This is a genomic window from Chitinophaga niastensis, assembly GCF_003014755.1.
In the GTDB taxonomy this organism is placed as follows: Bacteria; Bacteroidota; Bacteroidia; order Chitinophagales; family Chitinophagaceae; genus Chitinophaga; species Chitinophaga niastensis.
Genome location: NZ_PYAW01000001.1, coordinates 285,527 through 303,857 on the forward strand (window position 1 = coordinate 285,527; position 18,331 = coordinate 303,857).

Sequence of the window (18,331 nt, forward strand, 5' to 3'; positions counted from 1 at the left end):
ATGATGAATAATATTCAGATAACACCTGTGCCGCAAACGTTGAGAGCAGCATTGCAGGATAAGATAGATCAGAAAACCAAACCACCCGGATCTCTGGGCAAGCTGGAAGGGCTTGCACTGCAGGCAGGCATGGTACAAAATACGCTGACGCCGGTGCTGAAGCAGCCCGCGATCATTGTATTTGCGGGTGATCATGGCATAGCCGCAGATGGACTTGTAAATCCTTTCCCACAGGCTGTTACCGCCCAAATGGTATATAATTTTTTGCAGGGCGGTGCCGCTATCAATGTATTTTGCAGGCAACATCACCTGCAGCTGACTGTAGTAGATGCTGGGGTGAATCATGCATTTGCGCCTCATCCTTTGTTGAAAGACCGTAAGATGGGCATGGGCACGCAGAACTTTCTGCATATGCCGGCCATGTCTTTGGATCAATGCAGACTGGCTATGCAGGCCGGTGCCGAAGAAGTAAAATTACTCCACGCCAATGGTAGCAATATTGTAGGCTTTGGAGAGATGGGCATCGGCAATACATCTGCCGCCGCCTTGTTGATGAGTCATTTTACCGGTATCCCGCTGGCGGATTGTGTAGGTGCCGGCACCGGCAGCAATGCACAGCAGCTGGCACAAAAGCGCGCTGTGCTGCAACAGGTGATAGCAAAACACGCCTTCCCCCAGTCGCCGGAACAGGCGCTGGCTACTTTTGGCGGCTTTGAAATAGCCATGATCTGCGGAGCAATATTACAGGCAGCAGCACTGCAAATGCTGGTGGTAATAGATGGTTTCATTGTTACTTCTGCCTTGCTGGTAGCCGCTAATATGCAACCTGCAGTAAAAGACTATTGCATTTTTGCACATTGCTCCGAAGAAAAAGGCCATAAGGCTATGTTGCAACACCTGGGCGTACAACCCCTGTTACAACTGGATATGCGCCTGGGCGAAGGTACCGGCGCAGCCATGGCAATTCCACTCATACAGAGCGCAGTGGCCTTCCTGGAAGAAATGGCCAGTTTCAACAGTGCACAGGTATCAAATCGTACGATATGAAAAAACAGTGGCAGCTCTTGCTAACCGCTATTATGTTTTATACTCGTTTGCCCGTTCCCGTTAGTACACCATTTAACACGGATATGCTCAGTAAAGCTACCCGTTATCTGCCGCTGATAGGCTGGATAACAAGTGCTGTTATGATAGCTGTACTATATGTACTCTGGCACATTGCACCGCCTATGATCAGTATTTTTTTGTCTATCATCATTGGTGTATGGGTAACAGGCGCTTTTCATGAAGATGGTTTTGCCGATATGTGCGATGGTTTTGGTGGTGGCTGGACCAAAGAAAAGATTCTGGACATCATGAAAGACAGCCGCATAGGTACTTATGGTATGCTGGGGCTGTTACTGCTGATGACACTGAAATTTTTGTGCCTGCGGGAACTTTCATTTTACAAAGTAATGCTGGCTATTATAGCCGCACAACCATTGAGCCGGTTTATAGCAGTAACGATTATTTATACTCACTCCTATGTGCGTGAAAATGAAGACAGTAAAGCAAAGCCTATTGCCAATGGCATCACTTTACCTGATTTATCTATTGCAGCTGCCTTTGGCCTGTTACCCTTCCTGGCAGCAATGATTTACCTGCAGAACTATACCCTGCTGCTCACCATTCCCGCCCTGTGGCTGGCCCGCTGGTACCTGGCGCGACTGATGCGCAAATGGATAGGCGGCTATACCGGCGATTGCCTGGGGGCTGTACAGCAGGTATCAGAGACTGTTATTTATTTATGTTTTTGTATTCTCACATGGAAATATACCTGATCAGACATACCACACCGGCTATCGAAAGTGGTATTTGTTACGGCGCATCTGACATAGATGTAGCCAATACTTTTGAAGAAGAAGCCGCCCGTATTAAGCCACTGCTGCCTGCCCGGCCGTATGACGTATATACCAGCCCGCTGCAACGCTGCGAGAAGCTGGCCAATGCGCTGTTTGGCAGCAACTATACAACAGATGCACGCTTAAAGGAAATGAATTTTGGGAGCTGGGAGATGCTCCCATGGGATGATATCAGCCGTACTGCCCTCAGAAAGTGGGCTGATAATGTGGTATTTGAACACATACCCGGTGGCGAAAGCTATGAAGAACTCTATACCCGTAGCATACAATTACTGGACGAAGTGATCGCAAAGGAGCAGGATGCCGTGATCGTTACCCATGGCGGAGTGATCCGGTGTATATTGGCGCATGTGACCGATACAGCATTGGTAGATGCCTTTGATATTAAGGCTGATTATGGCCGGATATCACATTTAAAGGTAGAAAACGGAGAGGTAAAAGTGATATTTTCTAATTTATAACTTATTGCCGGCAAGCGAATTATGTTAAAATTTTTAAATATCTCTTTAAAAAACAAAAAAACTCGTATTTCGTGCTAACTTTATGTTTCCAAATACAGTATATAAAAGAACACAATAAAATCTGATATAATGACAACATCTTTTTTGAATATCCCGCTTTTGTTTTTGCAGGAAATAGGTATCAAAGAATTACTGCTGATAGCACTGGTAGTATTGTTATTGTTTGGTGGTAAAAAGATACCTGAATTAATGCGCGGTTTGGGTAGCGGCATACGTGAGTTTAAAGATGCCAAAGATGAGCCATCAAAGAAAGATACTAAAGCTGATGCGTCTGACGCAAAAAGCTAATTAAGTTTTAGCTATAAAAAGAAATGGTAAACCGGGAATATTACATTCCGGTTTACCATTTCTTTTTTGCAGTAGCTATGCCGCCATCTGCACTTCCCCACTTACTGTTACGTCATTTTTATTGTTCACTGCTTCATATTTCTTTTTAAAATACCAGGAAGACGCGATCATCATCACTATACCGGTAACGGATACACTGAGTACAGCATCCATAAAAAACTGGCTCCAGGAGAGCGATACACCGCTAAAATTTTTGAACAACATCACCCCTACACTTCCCAGATAACCGAAAGAATCGGCTACATAAATAATAAAGCCCACATTACTCACGTACTTAAATACTGCAATCAATCTCTCGAAAAAAATACAGTTAAACGGAATGTAACCCATATATAAACCAAGGCCCGTTAACGTCATCCACCACACCGGATCTATGCGGTGCTGTTTAAATAATAAAGTGCTCACCAATGCTATCATAAAGCCCGCAATCACAATTAAATGATTGAGCATGAATGCATGAAAATTATTTTTCACAAACACCAGCAAACTCATGATGGCAATAATCGCAATAGAAACGGGTACTTCTGTTTGCATGAAAATACCTGCCTGGGCGCCATAACCAAGGTCTTTCCAGATATCTGCCGCAAAATTATCGCGCATATCCCGCAGCATAGTAAGTAATATATAGCTGGCAATCAGGAGTATTAAACCGGGCAAAAACATTTGCAGAAAGCTTTTGCGGTCCTGCTTATTCATAGGTGCGCGTTTGGTCCTTAACTGCTCATCAGCCACCGAAGGCGGTGGTATTTGCTCCAGCAACAGAATAAAAATAAGTATAGGGACAATAAACACCAACCCGGTTATAAAAGGCATCCAGAACTCGGTTACATGCCAATTCACTACGGCCATCTTACCTACCGATTTTACAAAACCAGAAGAAAAAATAAAGCTGATAGATAACACAGCACCCATGAACTCCGTGCTGCGCCTGCCTTCCAGGTAACTGAATACCAGTCCCCAAATCATGCCCAACGGGAAACCATTAAAGAAAAGAAAAATAATATTATAAGGAGAAGGCACTATAGCGAAGCATAACAAAGAGATCCAGGAAATCAGAATCAATATCATGATGTTCCGCGCACGGCTGTGGCCTTTCATTTCCGCAATAAAACGGATACCGTAAAATTTACTGCAGGCATAACCAATTGTTTGTGTAATGACCAGCCATATTTTATAATCTATTCCCAGAAAGGTAATCCCTTCAAATATGCCGGATGTAAAGGGTTTACGGAAGGCATACATGCAGGAATAAGTACCGAAAGCTACCAGTGCAGCATATAAAGAGAATGTAAGGTGATGCGCCTTTTGCAGTCGTTTCTGTATCCACGGAATATTCAACATCGTAACAAATGATTTGGGCCAAAGGTGAGGTTCCAATGTAAACCCATTGTTAACAAATACTGAACTTAATGTTAAGTATTATTGAACATTAAGATAATCTGAACTGTGATTTTTATGATTTTTATGATTCTCCTGATGAGCAAAGATTTCTCTGACTGCGTTAACAAAATAAAGGGATGGCCGAGGCAGGCCATCCCTTTATTTTGTTTTAATCTTTGCTATGATCTTCGCTCATCAGGAGAATCATAAAAATCACAAAAATCACAGTTCAGATTATTTCAACAACCACATGCCCGCATTAATATCATCTGTTGTTCCACCAAACTGACTCTGCAGAGAGGCCGTCCAGTTGGTAGTATTAGAAGCTCTTTCGGAGTCAGGGTATTTAAAGCGTTTGGGAATCACACCACTGTTGCCGGTACCGGAGCCTACACTAAAGGTAGGTACACCGGTTCTGCGCCAGTTGATATAAGCTTCCCAACCTGAATTTTCAAAGAAGGCCAGGTATTTTTGTGTCAGGATCTGTGCAAGTCCCTGCGCATTATTTCCCTGATATTTGATGGCGGCCTGTTTGTAATAAGTATTTTCAAAATCAAACGGGATATCATAACGTACACCCGCATACGTTTTTGTAACTGTACCGGCTACTTCTGAAGGAATACCATAGAAGCTAAGCGAAGCTTTGATACCTTTTTTATACCATGCTTCTGCATCACCAGCTATCCATCCACGGTTGGTAGCTTCCGCCATATTAAAACACAGTTCAGGTAAACCAAGGATTACCCCAGGCTCTGCTGCATAACTGCTGTAGTAACGGCTTCTGCTGCGCACAGAATATGCAGCAGTATCAACACTGGACATTTTGGAAGACATATTATCCTGGCTTTCACCGGATGCTGCGCCTACATATGCCGTGATATCTGAAGGCAGCTTATGCAACTGGCTCAGTTGCTGCGTAGCTGGTTCTGCTGTTACGTATGCACGCGGATCGTTCAAGCCTACCAAAGTATTCAGGTACGTGGCCGACATGTTATAGCGTGTAGCGTCAAAACCAAGGTTATCGGGGTTTGACGGATATTTGTTGATATTATTGTAGGTAAACTGCAGGTTCTGATCCATTGTTTCGATCAGTGGATATTTAGCAGGATTACTTACTATATCCTTAAATTGCTGTGCTACTTTCAGATCTGCATCTGCTGTTTTCTGGCTCAATGTAATGAGTACACGTAAGCGAAAAGTATTTACTGCACGTTGCCATTTGCTGAGGTCATTACCAAAATAGAAATCCCCTTTCAGTATCTGTCCATCGGCGGTAGCACTTTTATCCGGATTAGTTACCTGCTGGCCCAGCTGTGTATTTGCATCATCCAGCCATTGCAGGATCTGCACAAATACCGCTTTTTGCCCATCATACTTTGGTGTCAGATCTGCCTTTCCTTGTAATGCACTTGTTAATGGTAAATCACCTACCAGGTTAGTCATGCGATAAAAGAAAAAGGCACGGAAAAATTTACCTAATGCAGTATATGGATTGACGGTTTTACCACCCAGGCGGGTAGCTTCTGCTTCCATCTGCTGCACGTTTGTCATAGAGAAGTAGCTGCCAAAATCGGCACCGCTCCAATCGTAGCGCTGATCACCATAATAGTTATAGTTACAGCAGTCAAACTGGTTCCAGCGCATTACACTGCTCCAGGGTTTATCGTTGTTCATGTCGGCTAAAACACCACCCAGCACAAGACTTGGCGGCACCTTAGATGGTTTATTATTGTTTATTGCATAATCTTCATACTTCTTATTACAACCGCTGATCGCGACGCCTATTAAAGCAGTGAAGGCTATTATTCTAAATGATTTCATACAATGCGTGTTTAATTAGTCAGTGATCAGAATGTAAGATTCAGGTTAAAGCCATACCTTTTTGTAGTAGGTGTTTGCAGGGTTGAAGATCCCTGATCAGGACCAGGATATTGATCAAGATCCACATCTTTGTTTTTTGCAAAGTAAAGCAGGTTCCTGCCTACAAAAGATATATTGGCAGATCTGATGAAAGTTCCTTTCAGCAAGGTTTGCGGGAGTGCGTACCCAATAGTTACTTCACGCAGTTTAGCGAATGTTTTACTGATCACATTTGCTTCGTTGGCTTTATAATATACGCTGATATAATCCTGCAGGAAAGTTTTGGTAGTGTTAGGTGCATACTGCAATTTATCAGCATTGGTTACATTACCATTATTATCGTACTGAATAGGTGTATTGTTACTTACCACAACACCTTCACCCAGCCATGATTTCACTCCTTTGTAATCCTGGTAACGGGCATCACCCATAGCACCTTGCGTAGTTAAGATATTACGTCCGCCACGGAAAGTTTGTTGCTGAATATAATCGATCATGCTACCACCTACACGACCATCGAACTGGAAGCTAAGGCTGATACCTTTATAACTGAAATTGTTATTGATACCCCAAACCCAGTCAGCGCTTGCATTACCAAGGAATTGCTGTGTTGGATTTACAACAGGGCGTCCATCTGATCCATTGATGATCTGACCATCAGGTGTTCTTACGAATTTTGTTCCGTAGATTTTATCTACGCGATCTCCTACTCCTACATAAGCATTCAGCTTATTTTCTCCATCATATATCTTAGTATATTTCGCCTGGTAGGTAGACCAGTTGGCCATGATATTCCAGTTCAATCCATTAGGATTTTTCAATGGAGAACCAGTCAATGAAACTTCGTAACCTGTTTTACGTGTATATACACCATTGATACGGTTTTTAGCATATCCCGTAGAGTTGGCAATCACTACTTCATAGATCTGAGGACCATTCTGACTGGTAAAATAAGTAGCGTCAACGCCTATACGATTTTTGAGGAAACGGATATCCAAACCAGCCTCTGTTACCTTACTGGCAAAAGGTTTCAGGTCAGGGTTAGCAATTGTTTGCGTGTAAAAAGCACCTGCCTGATTGAGATAAACCGGCGTAACATTATAAACAGCAGAGTTATAAATTGGTCCGTCGTAAGCAGACTGGTATTCATTACCATAACCCAGCGGATAAGTTGCCAATGGTGTAGCGCCAATGGTAGCCTGTGTAAAGCCACCTTTTACGTTAGCATAGGAACCTCTGAATTTCAGGAAAGAGATGGCTTCCGGCAGATGTACATAATCAGATACCACTGTACTTACTGAAACAGAAGGGTAAGAATAAGTGTTATTGATGGTAGGCAGGTTGGAAGACTTATCCAAACGGTCTGTCAGTGATATAGTGGCATATTTGCCCAGGTCTACATCTACATAACCATAGGTACTCAGCACCAGCATGGATGCCTGATAATTGGTAGCAAACAATGGATCACGGGAGTTACCAAATCCATACCATCCTGGTGCATTCAGGTAATTGGTAGAAACGTAACTGGAATTATATTTATAAGAACGTGCGTTACCACCTACAGAGGCGTGTACACCGATCTTATGTGGGAATACATTGGTGTAAGACAACAATACATCCGTATTGTTTTCATACATCGAGCGTTTGTCTTCTCTGTAATCTCCTTTTCCTTCTTCACGACCATATGGGTGAGCAGAAAATGGCATCTTCTCATTTCTCATCATATCATAGGTGGTCACCTGTGTACGCGCCAGCAACTCCAGCTTATCTGTGATTTTGTAATTCAGCTTGGCGTAGCCGTTGATATCTGTTTTATAATGACCGCGCAACCATTCGTAGGTCATGAACCAGGGGTTATGGTAGCGTTGATATTCTGCATAAATGGATTGAATACCTTCTTTACCAGGCTGCCAGTAATTGCGCATATCATCCATGCTCCAATCGGCGCCTGCCCAAATCAGGGTGTTATAAATAATACTGTTAGGACCGTAAGTTACATCCGGGAAATTATTGGAAGACTGGCGGTTGTAGTTCATATAAGCATCCAGACGCAAACGGGAAGAAAAATTATACCCTGCGGAGATGTTGAAATTAGTGATGTTCAATGAGGTATTGGGTACAATACCTTTCTGGTAAGAGTTTGAAAGGGAGAAGCGCAGATCGGCTTTTTCTGTATGTGATGACACCGCAATATTATTGGTGCTCAACATACCTGTTTGCAGAAAACGTTGCAGGTTGTTTTTACCGCGTGCAATCCATGGCGTACCGGTACGTTTACCAGTAGCAGGATCAACAGGGCTATCATATTGTGGTATTGCCTGACCTTCAAATTTAGGGCCCCAGATATCATAGTCGGCATCATTTACCCCACCGCCTTTACCATCGCCAAATGCATATTTACCGTGATCACCAGGACCATATTCATCCTGTACTTTAGGCAGCGCATTAAAGCCTTTTTCAAACATGGTGCTGGAATTAAACTCGATGGATAAACCACGGTTATCTTTTGTTCCTTTTTTAGTGGTGATCATGATAGCACCATTCAGACCACGGGAGCCGTACAATGCAGAAGCAGTAGCACCTTTCAGTACTGTGTAGCTTTCAATATCGTCCGGAGAAATATTCCAGGTATCGGAGTTGATGGGTACACCATCCACTACATAGAGGTTAATATTATTACCACGTAATAATACCAGCGGGGCAGCTAACAGTTCAGCAGAAGCGCCTACTGTGAGACCAGCTACTTTACCTACCAGACCATTAATGGGGTTAGGTTCGCGGGCTTTGATGAGGTCGGCCCCTTTTACTTCCTGCACAGCGTATCCTACGCGTTTTACTTCTTTTCGTATACCCAGTGCCGTTACTACTACTTCATCCAGTGCTTTTTTATCCGGCTGGAGTGTAATAGTAATATTAGTGGCATTTTTAACAGGGTATTGTGCAGATAAAAATCCGATAAAACTAACCTGCAGCACGTCGGTGCCTGCAGCAGAGATACTGAATCCACCGTTGGCATCTGTTACTGCTCCACGGTTGGCACCTTTTACTTTAACCGTAGCGCCAATAACAGGCTGGTTGTCATCACCGGAGATTACTTTTCCGGTAACCGCTTGTTGTGCGCGGACGGATGTTACAATGAGTAGCAGCAATAGCATAGCGCATAGCTGCTTTTTGAGTGCTCGATGTAGATTTGATTGCATGGAAATGTAGGTTTGGTATTATTTTATTTACCATGCAAAGGTTCATCTCGAATATGATCAGAATGTTAAGATATACTAAATTTAATGTTAAGTATTTGTAAATACTTATTTGTCGCTATCGAGGAAGAAATAGACGACCAGTATTAATGCATTGTCGGTTCCTATATTAGCGGGTTTATGCCCTAAGCGGCCATCGAAGAAAAGGGAGTCGCCCTCTTCGAGTATATATTTTTCATTGTCAATCAGGTATTCCACGCTGCCTTTAATAATATATTTATACTCGTAGGCATCAGTTCTTACAATATGAGGGCGTCGTGCGCCTTTTTTTAATTCCAGCAGTACAATATCTACCGGAAAATTCTTTACATTTTTAGTGAGTACTCTTTTATATACAAAGCCTTTTGCCGGTTCTTTTTCAAATACCTGGTAAGATGCTTTTTGTTTGATGATCACTTTAGCGCCCTGTGTTTGCTGGTCTATTTCATTGAAGAACTCATTCATATCCAGCTGCAGGGCTTTGATAATATTGATAAGTACCAGCAGTGACGGCACGGTTCTATTATTCTCGATCTGGGATATCAGGCCTTTGCTCACCTGCGCTTTATCTGCCAGTTCCTGAATGGTAATGCCTTTTGACTTCCGTTTCTCTTTGATCTTATTACTGATCTGAATAATGATATCCTCTGTCATATAGATAGTATTAAGACAAATATAGGTAGAAAGCGGTAAGCATAAAACCTTCATCTTTCTCCCTATATTTACACAAATCACGCATTATGTTCAGTATCGACCAAATTCTGGCTATTACCTTTACGTTATTTGCGGTCATTGATATTGTAGGATCTATCCCCATATTGGTTTCATTAAAAGAAAAACTGGGACATATAGATGCAGGGAAAGCCACGCTGGCATCAGGTTTCCTCATGATTTTGTTCTTATTTGTAGGAGAGCAGTTTCTCAAGCTGTTGAGTGTAGACGTGCATTCCTTTGCTGTAGCGGGTTCCATTGTAATTTTCGTAATCGGGCTGGAAATGATCCTGGGCATAGAGTTTTTCAAAAGTGAAAAAGACGCCAAAGCCGGTAGTGTGGTTCCTATTGCCTTTCCGCTCATTGCCGGATCAGGCACCCTTACCACTATTATGTCGTTAAAAGCCAACTTTGGCCAGTATAACATCCTGGCAGGCATTTGCCTTAACCTGGTGATCGTATACCTTGTATTACGCAGCCTAAATACTATAGAACGCATGCTGGGAAAGGCCGGACTGATGGTATTACGTAAATTTTTCGGGGTCATCCTGCTGGCTATAGCCGTTAAAATATTCAAGAGTAACATCAATCTTTAATGTAATTTGGGATTCTACCTTAGAAAATGTAGTTTTGCGTTCTTCCAGGCCTCGTAGTACAATGGATAGTATAAGAGTTTCCGAAGCTCCAGATTCAAGTTCGATTCTTGACGAGGCTACAAAATACTTTATTCGCCCGATCTTAGTTCTACTAGGTTCGGGCGTTTTTACTTACTGGACGTGTATTTCAACGCAAAGAACAGATACCTACATAAAAAGTGATAGTATATTTTTCCTAGAAATGATGTGACATTATATGACACTAAATAGGGGGTATATCCACCTACCTGATCTTTCTACCCACCGATCTGTTATTATCTCCTTTGATAAGATATATCTCATTCACCTCTCCCTTTTCATCTCTTCCAAACCCGATGTTCCCTTCCTCTCCTTCCCTTTCCATTATATAAAAAAGGTCCTGTTTGCGCGGGAATAATTCCAATGTCTTTTTGGGAGAATGGCCTATCAGATGTCCATCTACAAATATAATGTCTACCCAACTATCGTGTGAAAATTCGTAAATGCCGGCATAGGCTCTCAATGCCTTATCACTCAACCTGACAGGCTGTTCTGGTAAAACATAGGGCTGCTGATATATAATGGCAAGGATCGACCGGGAAATGGCTTCCAGATAAGGATCATCAGAACGATTACTCAATAGCATGATGAACAGGTCATCTTCCGGTATCCGGAGCATTTTAGCCCTGAAGCCCAGCATTCCCCCGCTATGGCCAACGGTCATTTTGTTATATACTGAATCAATTCTCCAGCCATACCCATACTTTCCTTTAAACGGTATATAAGCCCTGTTTAACATTGTTTTACTCATAATAAGTCCGGATTGCAGACCCTGGTGCCATTTATATAAATCTTCAACTGTTGAGTACATTGCTCCCGCCGCAAAGAGTTCCGAAGAATCTATTGCAGGGCATTCTTTTTGTTCCAGTGCGGAAAATGCCATGTAGCCCCTGGCTTTATTGATATTTTTCAAACCCGTAAAATCAAAACCGCTGTTTCGCATGTTTAGCGGACCGAAAATCATCTCCCTCACCACCTGCTCATAGGGCTTATGCGTCACCTTCTCAATGATATAACCCAGTAATGCGTATCCTGAATTACTATAGATGAATGTTTTATCCGGAGAAACTTCCGGGGGCTTGCACTTTAGTTGATCCAGCATTCCTTGCTCGTTAGCAGGCATCACTGCTATGCTAACAAAGCCTTGTCTCCGTGTAGAATCATGAATACCTGCAGTATGTGTAAGGAGGCTTTCAATAGTAATACTATCTCCTTTGGGAAAATCGGGGTAGAATCTATTCAATTTGTCGGATAGGAATAATTTTTTCTGTTCCACCAGTTTTAAAATGACAGCTGATGTGAACTCCTTTGTAATGGAACCGATCTGGAAAACAGTATTTGTATTGTTTAACTCCCCATTTTCGGCATCCCTGAAACCATAACCCTTTTTTATTATCACATTACCGTGATATCCCACCAGCACTGTACCACTGAATTTGTTCAAATTAACATAGGCTGTCACCAGTGTATCAATTTTCCTCTGTATATCCTGTGCAACCAAGCATGACAGATTTGAAAAGCACATCAAAAATATAAATATTCTTTTCATCTTGATTTGAATTTTATAAGATGTTACCATGGATTGAATGCCTTTATCAATTTGTTAGATCTGGTATTGCCAGAGATGAATCTCTGTACCAGGCATCTTTAGTCAAGATATTATCCTGCTGTTTACTAATTTTCATTATGGGATGAAACAGCAGATAAATGTGATGTATTCGGTTTATATGATTTTAACACTGCTCCCACATTCCCTAATGATTCGTTTTTTTGCAGTGAAAAAATAAGTAATATATTTACCGCATTTGTCAACAATTTAAACACTCACAATGAATTACTCAGCTACGGCTAATGGTTCAAAAAAGCAGCTTGAAAGTGTTTTAGGCGGATTATCACTTATGATTATATCTACCATAGTGTGGGTGATAATCGGCGAGGTAACATTACATGGTCGCGATTATTGGCTTATAGGGGCCTTGTTTACCCTGATCGTTTTATCGTTTTTAGTTTTTTATGCAAAGTTTCATTCTATGGCTAAAAAATTACCCGAAGAACCTGTTGTTGCTAATGGGGATGAGAAAGCAAAGAGCAAAAGGTTCACTATTATTTTTATAGCCGAGGGCGTTGGTATATTAGTAATTAAAAATGTATTGGCAAATACCGGCCACGATAACTGGTTCATCGCAAGCATTGCATTAATTGTAGGCATGCATTTTTTTCCTTTAGCAAAAGTGTTTAACCGTAAGTTTGATTACTTTATGGGGGCATTTGTTTGCCTGGTTGCTATAGTAGGATTTATGTTAATCAGCAAAGGATTTCCAACGTATGTGACAACACCAATCATAAGCACCGGGTGTGCACTTGCAACCTCCGCCTATGGCACAATGATGATTCTTAAAGGAAATAAAATACGGCCATAATGGCGAACTGTATTTAATTAACGGCTACTTTCAACACCGGGAAGCTATACAGGGGTATTATGATAAACAAATAAAGTGAAGGATTCGCGTTACCTGGGTAAAGTATACGGGCCTATATTCCAGGTTCAAAAATTGTACGAAGAATTATATAACAAACATTTCAGGAAGTTCTACAACAGCAAGCCTACCGAACGTTCTTGACGAGGCTCTGCCTAATTAACGTAAACACTTCATCTGGTGTTTACGTTTTTTTTTGCCCAATTAGCTACAATTAAAAAATGCCTCCCAGATATTTCATTAATATTAATATTTTCTTTAGATTTAGCAAAAAGAGGCTTCCCTTTTTACATGTCATGTTCCGGCTATCTTATTCTTATCTCCACAAAAAGGAAACCCTTTATAATTTACAAAAACTAATACCCAAATGAACAAAAACTTATATTCCAAAGAGGACTCAAAGCAATTCTATGAAGAGCGCTTTACACAAGGATATATGGATGATTGGGACATAAATAAAAAACGAAGAGTCTTTGAAATCCTAAGAGAATTGGATTTACCCGAAAAAGGGCGACTGTTGGATTTTGGTTGTGGCAACGGCGTTTTCACCGAAGTACTTAAAAAAGCGCTGCCCCACTGGGAAGTTTACGGATGTGATATCAGTGAAGTGGCCATTTCGCATGCACAAAACCGGTTCCCGGATTGCACTTTTTTTGTATCTGATAACGATAGGGGTAATTCCTTGAATGAAAAATTCGACTTTATCTTTTCGCATCATGTGTTAGAGCATGTCTTTGATATTGAAAAAACAATGGCCGAGATAAATGATTTTCTAAAGACCGGTGCAGCCGCCCTGCTTATTTTTCCTTGCGGCAATGAAGGCAGCTTTGAACATCATTTATCTTTATTAAGAAGTGATGGGATCAATGAAGCAATGGGAAACAGATTTTTCTTTGAAGATCCCGGACATGTAAGAAGACTTACTTCCTCTCAAACGGCTGAATTAATGAATCAGCATAATTTTCAACTATCAAAAGCGTACTATGGCAATCATTACCATGGCGCCATCAAATGGATCTCACAAAGTTCTCCAAAATTTGTGTGGAGCTTTACAGATGCGGCCAAAGCGAAGAATAAGGCCGCACGAAAGGAAATAAATCGTTTGAGGAATAAATTACTATTGCTCAATTTCATTCAGCTGCCAGCCATTATTTTCAACAAAGTCAAAAATAAGCGAGCTAAGAACCTCAAACATTATGCGCTGCTGCTTATAGATTTTATTCCCTCCCTGTTCTCCTATCCCTTTTATGCCGCTGTGAACAGGCGCAGTGAGCAGGAATGGAAAGAAAAGAAAAAACATCCTCATGGAAGTGAAATGTACCTTTTCTTTAAAAGAGAAAATTAAAATAGCTATTTCACTAATTCTTGTAAATTCTTTTAATACATACAATATTGCATATAAACAGAAGGGGCAGCACTTATACAGTGCTGCCCCTTCTGTTTATATAAAAATTTATGCATTTATTTCACTCAGCTCCAGCCAACGCATTCCCTTCTCATCTAACAACTGAATGATTTCTCCTATGCGATGCGTCATAGGTTCCATCTTATCAAAAGACAATTCTCCACTGGATAATTTCGCTTCCAATGTTTTCTTTTCTACTTCCAGCTTTTCTATCTCCTGTTCCAGCAATTCCAGCTCACGCTTTTCTTTAAAAGACATTTTACGTCCTTTGTTCTCTTGCACAGGAACTGCTACCACCGCAGGTTCTATTTGTATCTCTTTTTTAGGTAATATTTTTTTCTTGTCTTCTTCCTTCTGCCATTCGCGATACTGGCTGTAGTTCCCAGGGAAATCACGTATTTCACCTGCTCCTTCAAAAACAAACAGGTGTTCTACCAGCTTATCCATGAAATAACGGTCGTGGCTCACTATGATCACACAGCCCTGGAACTCCTGTAAGAAGCTTTCCAGAATGCTTAGTGTAGGCAAATCCAGGTCGTTGGTTGGCTCATCCAATACCAGGAAGTTAGGATTACGGAAGAGGATAGAGAGCAGATGTAATCTTCTTTTTTCACCTCCACTTAACTTGGATATATAAGTGTATTGTTTTTCAGCCGGGAACAGGAACAGCTCCAGGAACTGTGCTGCACTGACTTTGGTACCATCTGCCAGGGGGAAGTTTTCTGCAATGTTCTTTACAAATTCAATCACCCGTACATCTTCTTTCACCACTAACCCGGTTTGGGAGTAGTTTCCAAAAACAATGGTTTCGCCTATGTTAATTTTACCGGAATCAGGTTGTTCGCTGCCCAATAGCATGTTCAGGAAAGTGGTTTTCCCTACTCCATTCTTACCAACAATACCTACACGCTCTCCTTTTTTGAAGGTATAATCCATTCCTTTCAGGATTACGTGATCACCGTAAGCTTTGTATACTTTTTTAAGTTCCAGGATTTTTCCACCCAAACGGGTCATCTTCACATTCAGCTCCAGCTGTTGATCTGCCACACGCTGGCTGGCTTTTTCTTTTACTTCGTAGAAGGCATCCTGTCTGGATTTAGATTTGGTGGTACGTGCTTTAGGCTGTTTACGCATCCACTCCAGTTCTTTACGGTACAGGTTACGGGCCTTATCTACGCTGGATTTATCACTATCCTCTCTGGCGGCTTTCTTTTCCAGGTAATTCTCATAATCACCTTTGTAAATAAATAACTGCTCCAGGTCCAGCTCCATTACTTCATTACACACACTATCCAGGAAATAACGATCATGCGTTACCAACAGGAGGGTTACACGTTCCTGGTCCAGGTAATTTTCCAGCCACTCAATCATTGATACGTCCAGGTGGTTGGTGGGCTCATCCATGATCAGCAGGACATGCTTGTGTTCAAAGCCAATTTCAATCAGTACTTTGGCTAAGGCCACCCTTTTTTGTTGTCCGCCGGAGAGTGAACCAACCTGTTGATCCAGGTTATGTATATTAAGTTTTCCTAATATTTGTTTTACTTTCGTATCAAAATGCCAGGCATTGAGTTCATCCATTCTGCCAATAGACTCGGATAATTTATCCAGATCCGGCTCATGTCCTTCTTCGGTTAACAGCTCATATTCCTTGATAGCATTCAGAACAGGGTTATCGTGATTAAAAATGTTCTCGATCACTGTTTTTGACAAATCAAAGTCGGAATGCTGCTCCAGCATTACTACGGTTACATCTTTGTGGATCCACACTTTACCACTATCGGGTACATCTTTTCCACATAAAATACGTAATAAGGTAGATTTACCTGTACCGTTAAGCGCCACCAGCGCTATTTTATCCCCTTCTTCAATATGAAAAGAAATATCCTTAAATAATGGTTTGGTCCCAAAAGATTTGGTAAGCCCTTCTACTGTAACGTAATGCATTCCGCGAAGTTATAAATTATCGGCAACACTCTACGGAATCCGGGATTATGTATTTTATTTATGATATTTTTCGTATATTCAATATAGGATAAGTAGGAAGAGAGATTTGAATAATAGCGTTTTCCCTGCACCGAATGATAACATCTTTTTCGAATGCTGTATCGGCCCTTTGTCCATTATCCTCCCCCTCTTTGCGTTAAAAATAAAAAGCCCTTCCGCTAAATGCGGAAGGGCTTGAATATTTTTATAGCTTTTTATCTCCTAAAAGTCGTAATAAAGCTGCCGGAATGAACTACGCAGACCAAATTGGAAGATTAGCTCCTTATTGTCATAGTAGGCATTTTTCTCTCTTCTACCAGCAACAGAAAGTTCCAAACGAAGATTAATTTTCGGATTTAATAAAAATGCTACTGTTCCCTGCACATAAGTCAGGTCGGTTTTGAGTCCCTGCCCAACATGATTGCCATAATCTGAGTTGCGTGTATTATAGGATTTGTAGATATCCTTACCATAATTGATTCCTGCAGTATCAAGTCCGTACCTGGCAAGCATTACCTCTCCCTTAAAGAACCAGCGTTTATATTGATAATCTGCCAGATTAACCCATTCTACAAAGTTTGCTCCCATTGGATGGGCCAGTGGTTGATTATAGTGCCCATAATTATTAAGTGTTGTTCTCTGAGAATAAGTATATGGTCTGGCAGCATTAATTTCCGTCAATATATTCAAATGGTTTACCTGAAAAATATTGTTAGAGCGGAAGCCAATTTGCCCTCCAAACTTATTCGCCCACCAACCTTTACCACCCGTCATTTCACTCAACTTAAATTCATCCAGTATAAACTGGCCGTATGCTGTAGAATTATTAGAAAAAGCATATTTAACATTCAGGCCCATTAAGGCATTATCAGGGGAGCCCACGGAAAATTCAACAGGTCGCAAAAACACAATCGGGTTTGCGTAACTCATATCAAATCCACGTTTACCAGAAGAATCCGAATCTTGCCATATAACAGATTCGAACAAGCCTATTGAAAATTTCTTGGTTACGTTCCAATCAAGGTAATTGAAAACGCCCCATTTTTTCCGATATCCATTATCATAATCTGCTCTCGGATATTTCATATCAATAAACTGTGCCCACATGGTTGTGTATTGTACCTTACCAACAGTGGCAATCACTTTCAGAAATGGATAATTGAATGAATTATCGGATAACAGCATGGAACGGTAGCCATCTCCTATGAAATTTTTATCATATCCTAATTGAAAATCGAGATACTTGCCTGCTTTATAGTCCAGCAGGGCGGAAGAATATGCAAAATCGAATGCTTTACCATGACTATAATCTTTCCATTCTCCCTGTCCTGGTACTATTTGTGTCCGACGGCCGTAAGCATCTACATAAGCAGGAAACTTACCCTGATTTTCATAAAACTCTGTACGGAAAGTAAAATTTTTCCCCAAGCGACCTCCGGCAATTACGCCCCGTGTATTCAGCCAGGTAGTACCATTATCAGAGCTTCTGCCAATTAAAAAATCCGGCAAAAAGCTTGCGTAAAAATCGTAGTCCTCCCTATTATATTGAAGGAGATGTTCTGAAAACAACTTTCGGTGAAACCAGCTTCTCTTCTTTGTTGTATCACCTGTTGGTAATTCAAATTCTGGCTGTATCATATAATCCCGCAGAGATGAATGATAGTTGTTAGAATCAGCCATGGCTTTGTAGAAGCCCAGAGAAAATTGTCTACCTGCACTTTGACTAAACGATGTTAAAGATATAGCCGTGAAGGTTAGGACCAACAGGGCTACAATTGAGCATTTTCGTAACATGAGTAATAATTTGCTTGCCAGTTACAAATATATGCTTT

Annotated in this window: 15 protein-coding genes and 1 tRNA gene; 9 read left to right on the top strand and 7 right to left on the bottom strand. The window is 41.3% G+C overall.

The features are described 5' to 3' along the window. From cobT to CLV51_RS01215, 4 genes are all read left to right on the top strand, one after another. Entirely contained in the window at window positions 1-1,047 is a 1,047-nt protein-coding gene (gene cobT / locus CLV51_RS01200; protein ID WP_245898589.1) for a nicotinate-nucleotide--dimethylbenzimidazole phosphoribosyltransferase, read from the top strand. Continuing rightward, the gene (locus tag CLV51_RS01205; RefSeq protein ID WP_106526185.1) at window positions 1,044-1,820 is read left to right on the top strand and encodes an adenosylcobinamide-GDP ribazoletransferase; all 777 of its coding nucleotides are present in this window, start codon (window positions 1,044-1,046) and stop codon (window positions 1,818-1,820) included. Before cobT ends, CLV51_RS01205 begins: the two co-directional genes overlap by 4 nt. Then, the gene (cobC, locus tag CLV51_RS01210) at window positions 1,805-2,362 is read left to right on the top strand and encodes an alpha-ribazole phosphatase (RefSeq protein WP_158266902.1); all 558 of its coding nucleotides are present in this window, start codon (window positions 1,805-1,807) and stop codon (window positions 2,360-2,362) included. Before CLV51_RS01205 ends, cobC begins: the two co-directional genes overlap by 16 nt. 129 nt (window positions 2,363-2,491) lie before the next feature. Next, complete coding sequence (locus tag CLV51_RS01215) at window positions 2,492-2,710, top strand: Sec-independent protein translocase subunit TatA/TatB (protein WP_106526187.1); 219 nt, start codon at window positions 2,492-2,494, stop codon at window positions 2,708-2,710. Window positions 2,711-2,785: 75 nt separating this feature from the next. Here CLV51_RS01215 and CLV51_RS01220 read toward each other — a convergent pair whose 3' ends face one another. The 4 genes from CLV51_RS01220 to CLV51_RS01235 form a co-directional block, all read right to left on the bottom strand. Next, on the bottom strand, window positions 2,786-4,111 hold the full coding sequence (locus CLV51_RS01220) for a DUF5690 family protein (protein WP_106526188.1): 1,326 nt from the start codon (window positions 4,109-4,111) through the stop codon (window positions 2,786-2,788). A gap of 273 nt (window positions 4,112-4,384) precedes the next feature. Then, window positions 4,385-5,971 carry a SusD/RagB family nutrient-binding outer membrane lipoprotein gene (locus CLV51_RS01225; RefSeq protein WP_106526189.1) on the bottom strand — a complete coding sequence of 529 codons (1,587 nt, stop codon included), beginning with the start codon at window positions 5,969-5,971 and terminating at the stop codon, window positions 4,385-4,387. A 26-nt stretch (window positions 5,972-5,997) separates the two neighbouring features. Beyond that, entirely contained in the window at window positions 5,998-9,210 is a 3,213-nt protein-coding gene (locus CLV51_RS01230; protein WP_245898590.1) for a SusC/RagA family TonB-linked outer membrane protein, read from the bottom strand. A 105-nt stretch (window positions 9,211-9,315) separates the two neighbouring features. Beyond that, complete coding sequence (locus tag CLV51_RS01235; protein ID WP_106526191.1) at window positions 9,316-9,900, bottom strand: helix-turn-helix domain-containing protein; 585 nt, start codon at window positions 9,898-9,900, stop codon at window positions 9,316-9,318. Between the two features lie 86 nt (window positions 9,901-9,986). Here CLV51_RS01235 and CLV51_RS01240 point away from each other — a divergent pair, with 86 nt between their 5' ends. Together CLV51_RS01240 and CLV51_RS28995 are read left to right on the top strand one after the other, a co-directional pair. Then, on the top strand, window positions 9,987-10,553 hold the full coding sequence (locus tag CLV51_RS01240) for a MarC family protein (RefSeq protein WP_106526192.1): 567 nt from the start codon (window positions 9,987-9,989) through the stop codon (window positions 10,551-10,553). Window positions 10,554-10,600: 47 nt separating this feature from the next. Continuing rightward, window positions 10,601-10,672, top strand: a tRNA-Arg gene (locus tag CLV51_RS28995). A gap of 164 nt (window positions 10,673-10,836) precedes the next feature. On the opposite strand, the gene CLV51_RS01245 is transcribed toward CLV51_RS28995, so the two are convergent. Then, window positions 10,837-12,132 carry a serine hydrolase domain-containing protein gene (locus CLV51_RS01245; protein ID WP_158266903.1) on the bottom strand — a complete coding sequence of 432 codons (1,296 nt, stop codon included), beginning with the start codon at window positions 12,130-12,132 and terminating at the stop codon, window positions 10,837-10,839. A 328-nt stretch (window positions 12,133-12,460) separates the two neighbouring features. Here CLV51_RS01245 and CLV51_RS01250 point away from each other — a divergent pair, with 328 nt between their 5' ends. The 3 genes from CLV51_RS01250 (at window position 12,461) to CLV51_RS01255 (ending at window position 14,453) form a co-directional block, all read left to right on the top strand. Then, complete coding sequence (locus CLV51_RS01250; protein WP_106526194.1) at window positions 12,461-13,051, top strand: hypothetical protein; 591 nt, start codon at window positions 12,461-12,463, stop codon at window positions 13,049-13,051. A 75-nt stretch (window positions 13,052-13,126) separates the two neighbouring features. Next, window positions 13,127-13,252, top strand: coding sequence for a hypothetical protein (locus CLV51_RS29735; protein ID WP_281261512.1), 126 nt, complete (start codon window positions 13,127-13,129; stop codon window positions 13,250-13,252). Window positions 13,253-13,475: 223 nt separating this feature from the next. Then, window positions 13,476-14,453, top strand: a complete 978-nt coding sequence (locus CLV51_RS01255; RefSeq protein ID WP_106526195.1) for a class I SAM-dependent methyltransferase — start codon at window positions 13,476-13,478, stop codon at window positions 14,451-14,453. A 108-nt stretch (window positions 14,454-14,561) separates the two neighbouring features. Here the strand turns inward: CLV51_RS01255 and CLV51_RS01260 are convergent, their stop codons facing one another. Continuing rightward, window positions 14,562-16,460 carry an ABC-F family ATP-binding cassette domain-containing protein gene (locus tag CLV51_RS01260; RefSeq protein WP_106526196.1) on the bottom strand — a complete coding sequence of 633 codons (1,899 nt, stop codon included), beginning with the start codon at window positions 16,458-16,460 and terminating at the stop codon, window positions 14,562-14,564. Between the two features lie 261 nt (window positions 16,461-16,721). Continuing rightward, window positions 16,722-18,293, bottom strand: a complete 1,572-nt coding sequence (locus CLV51_RS01265; protein ID WP_106526197.1) for a hypothetical protein — start codon at window positions 18,291-18,293, stop codon at window positions 16,722-16,724. Window positions 18,294-18,331: the final 38 nt, after the last annotated feature.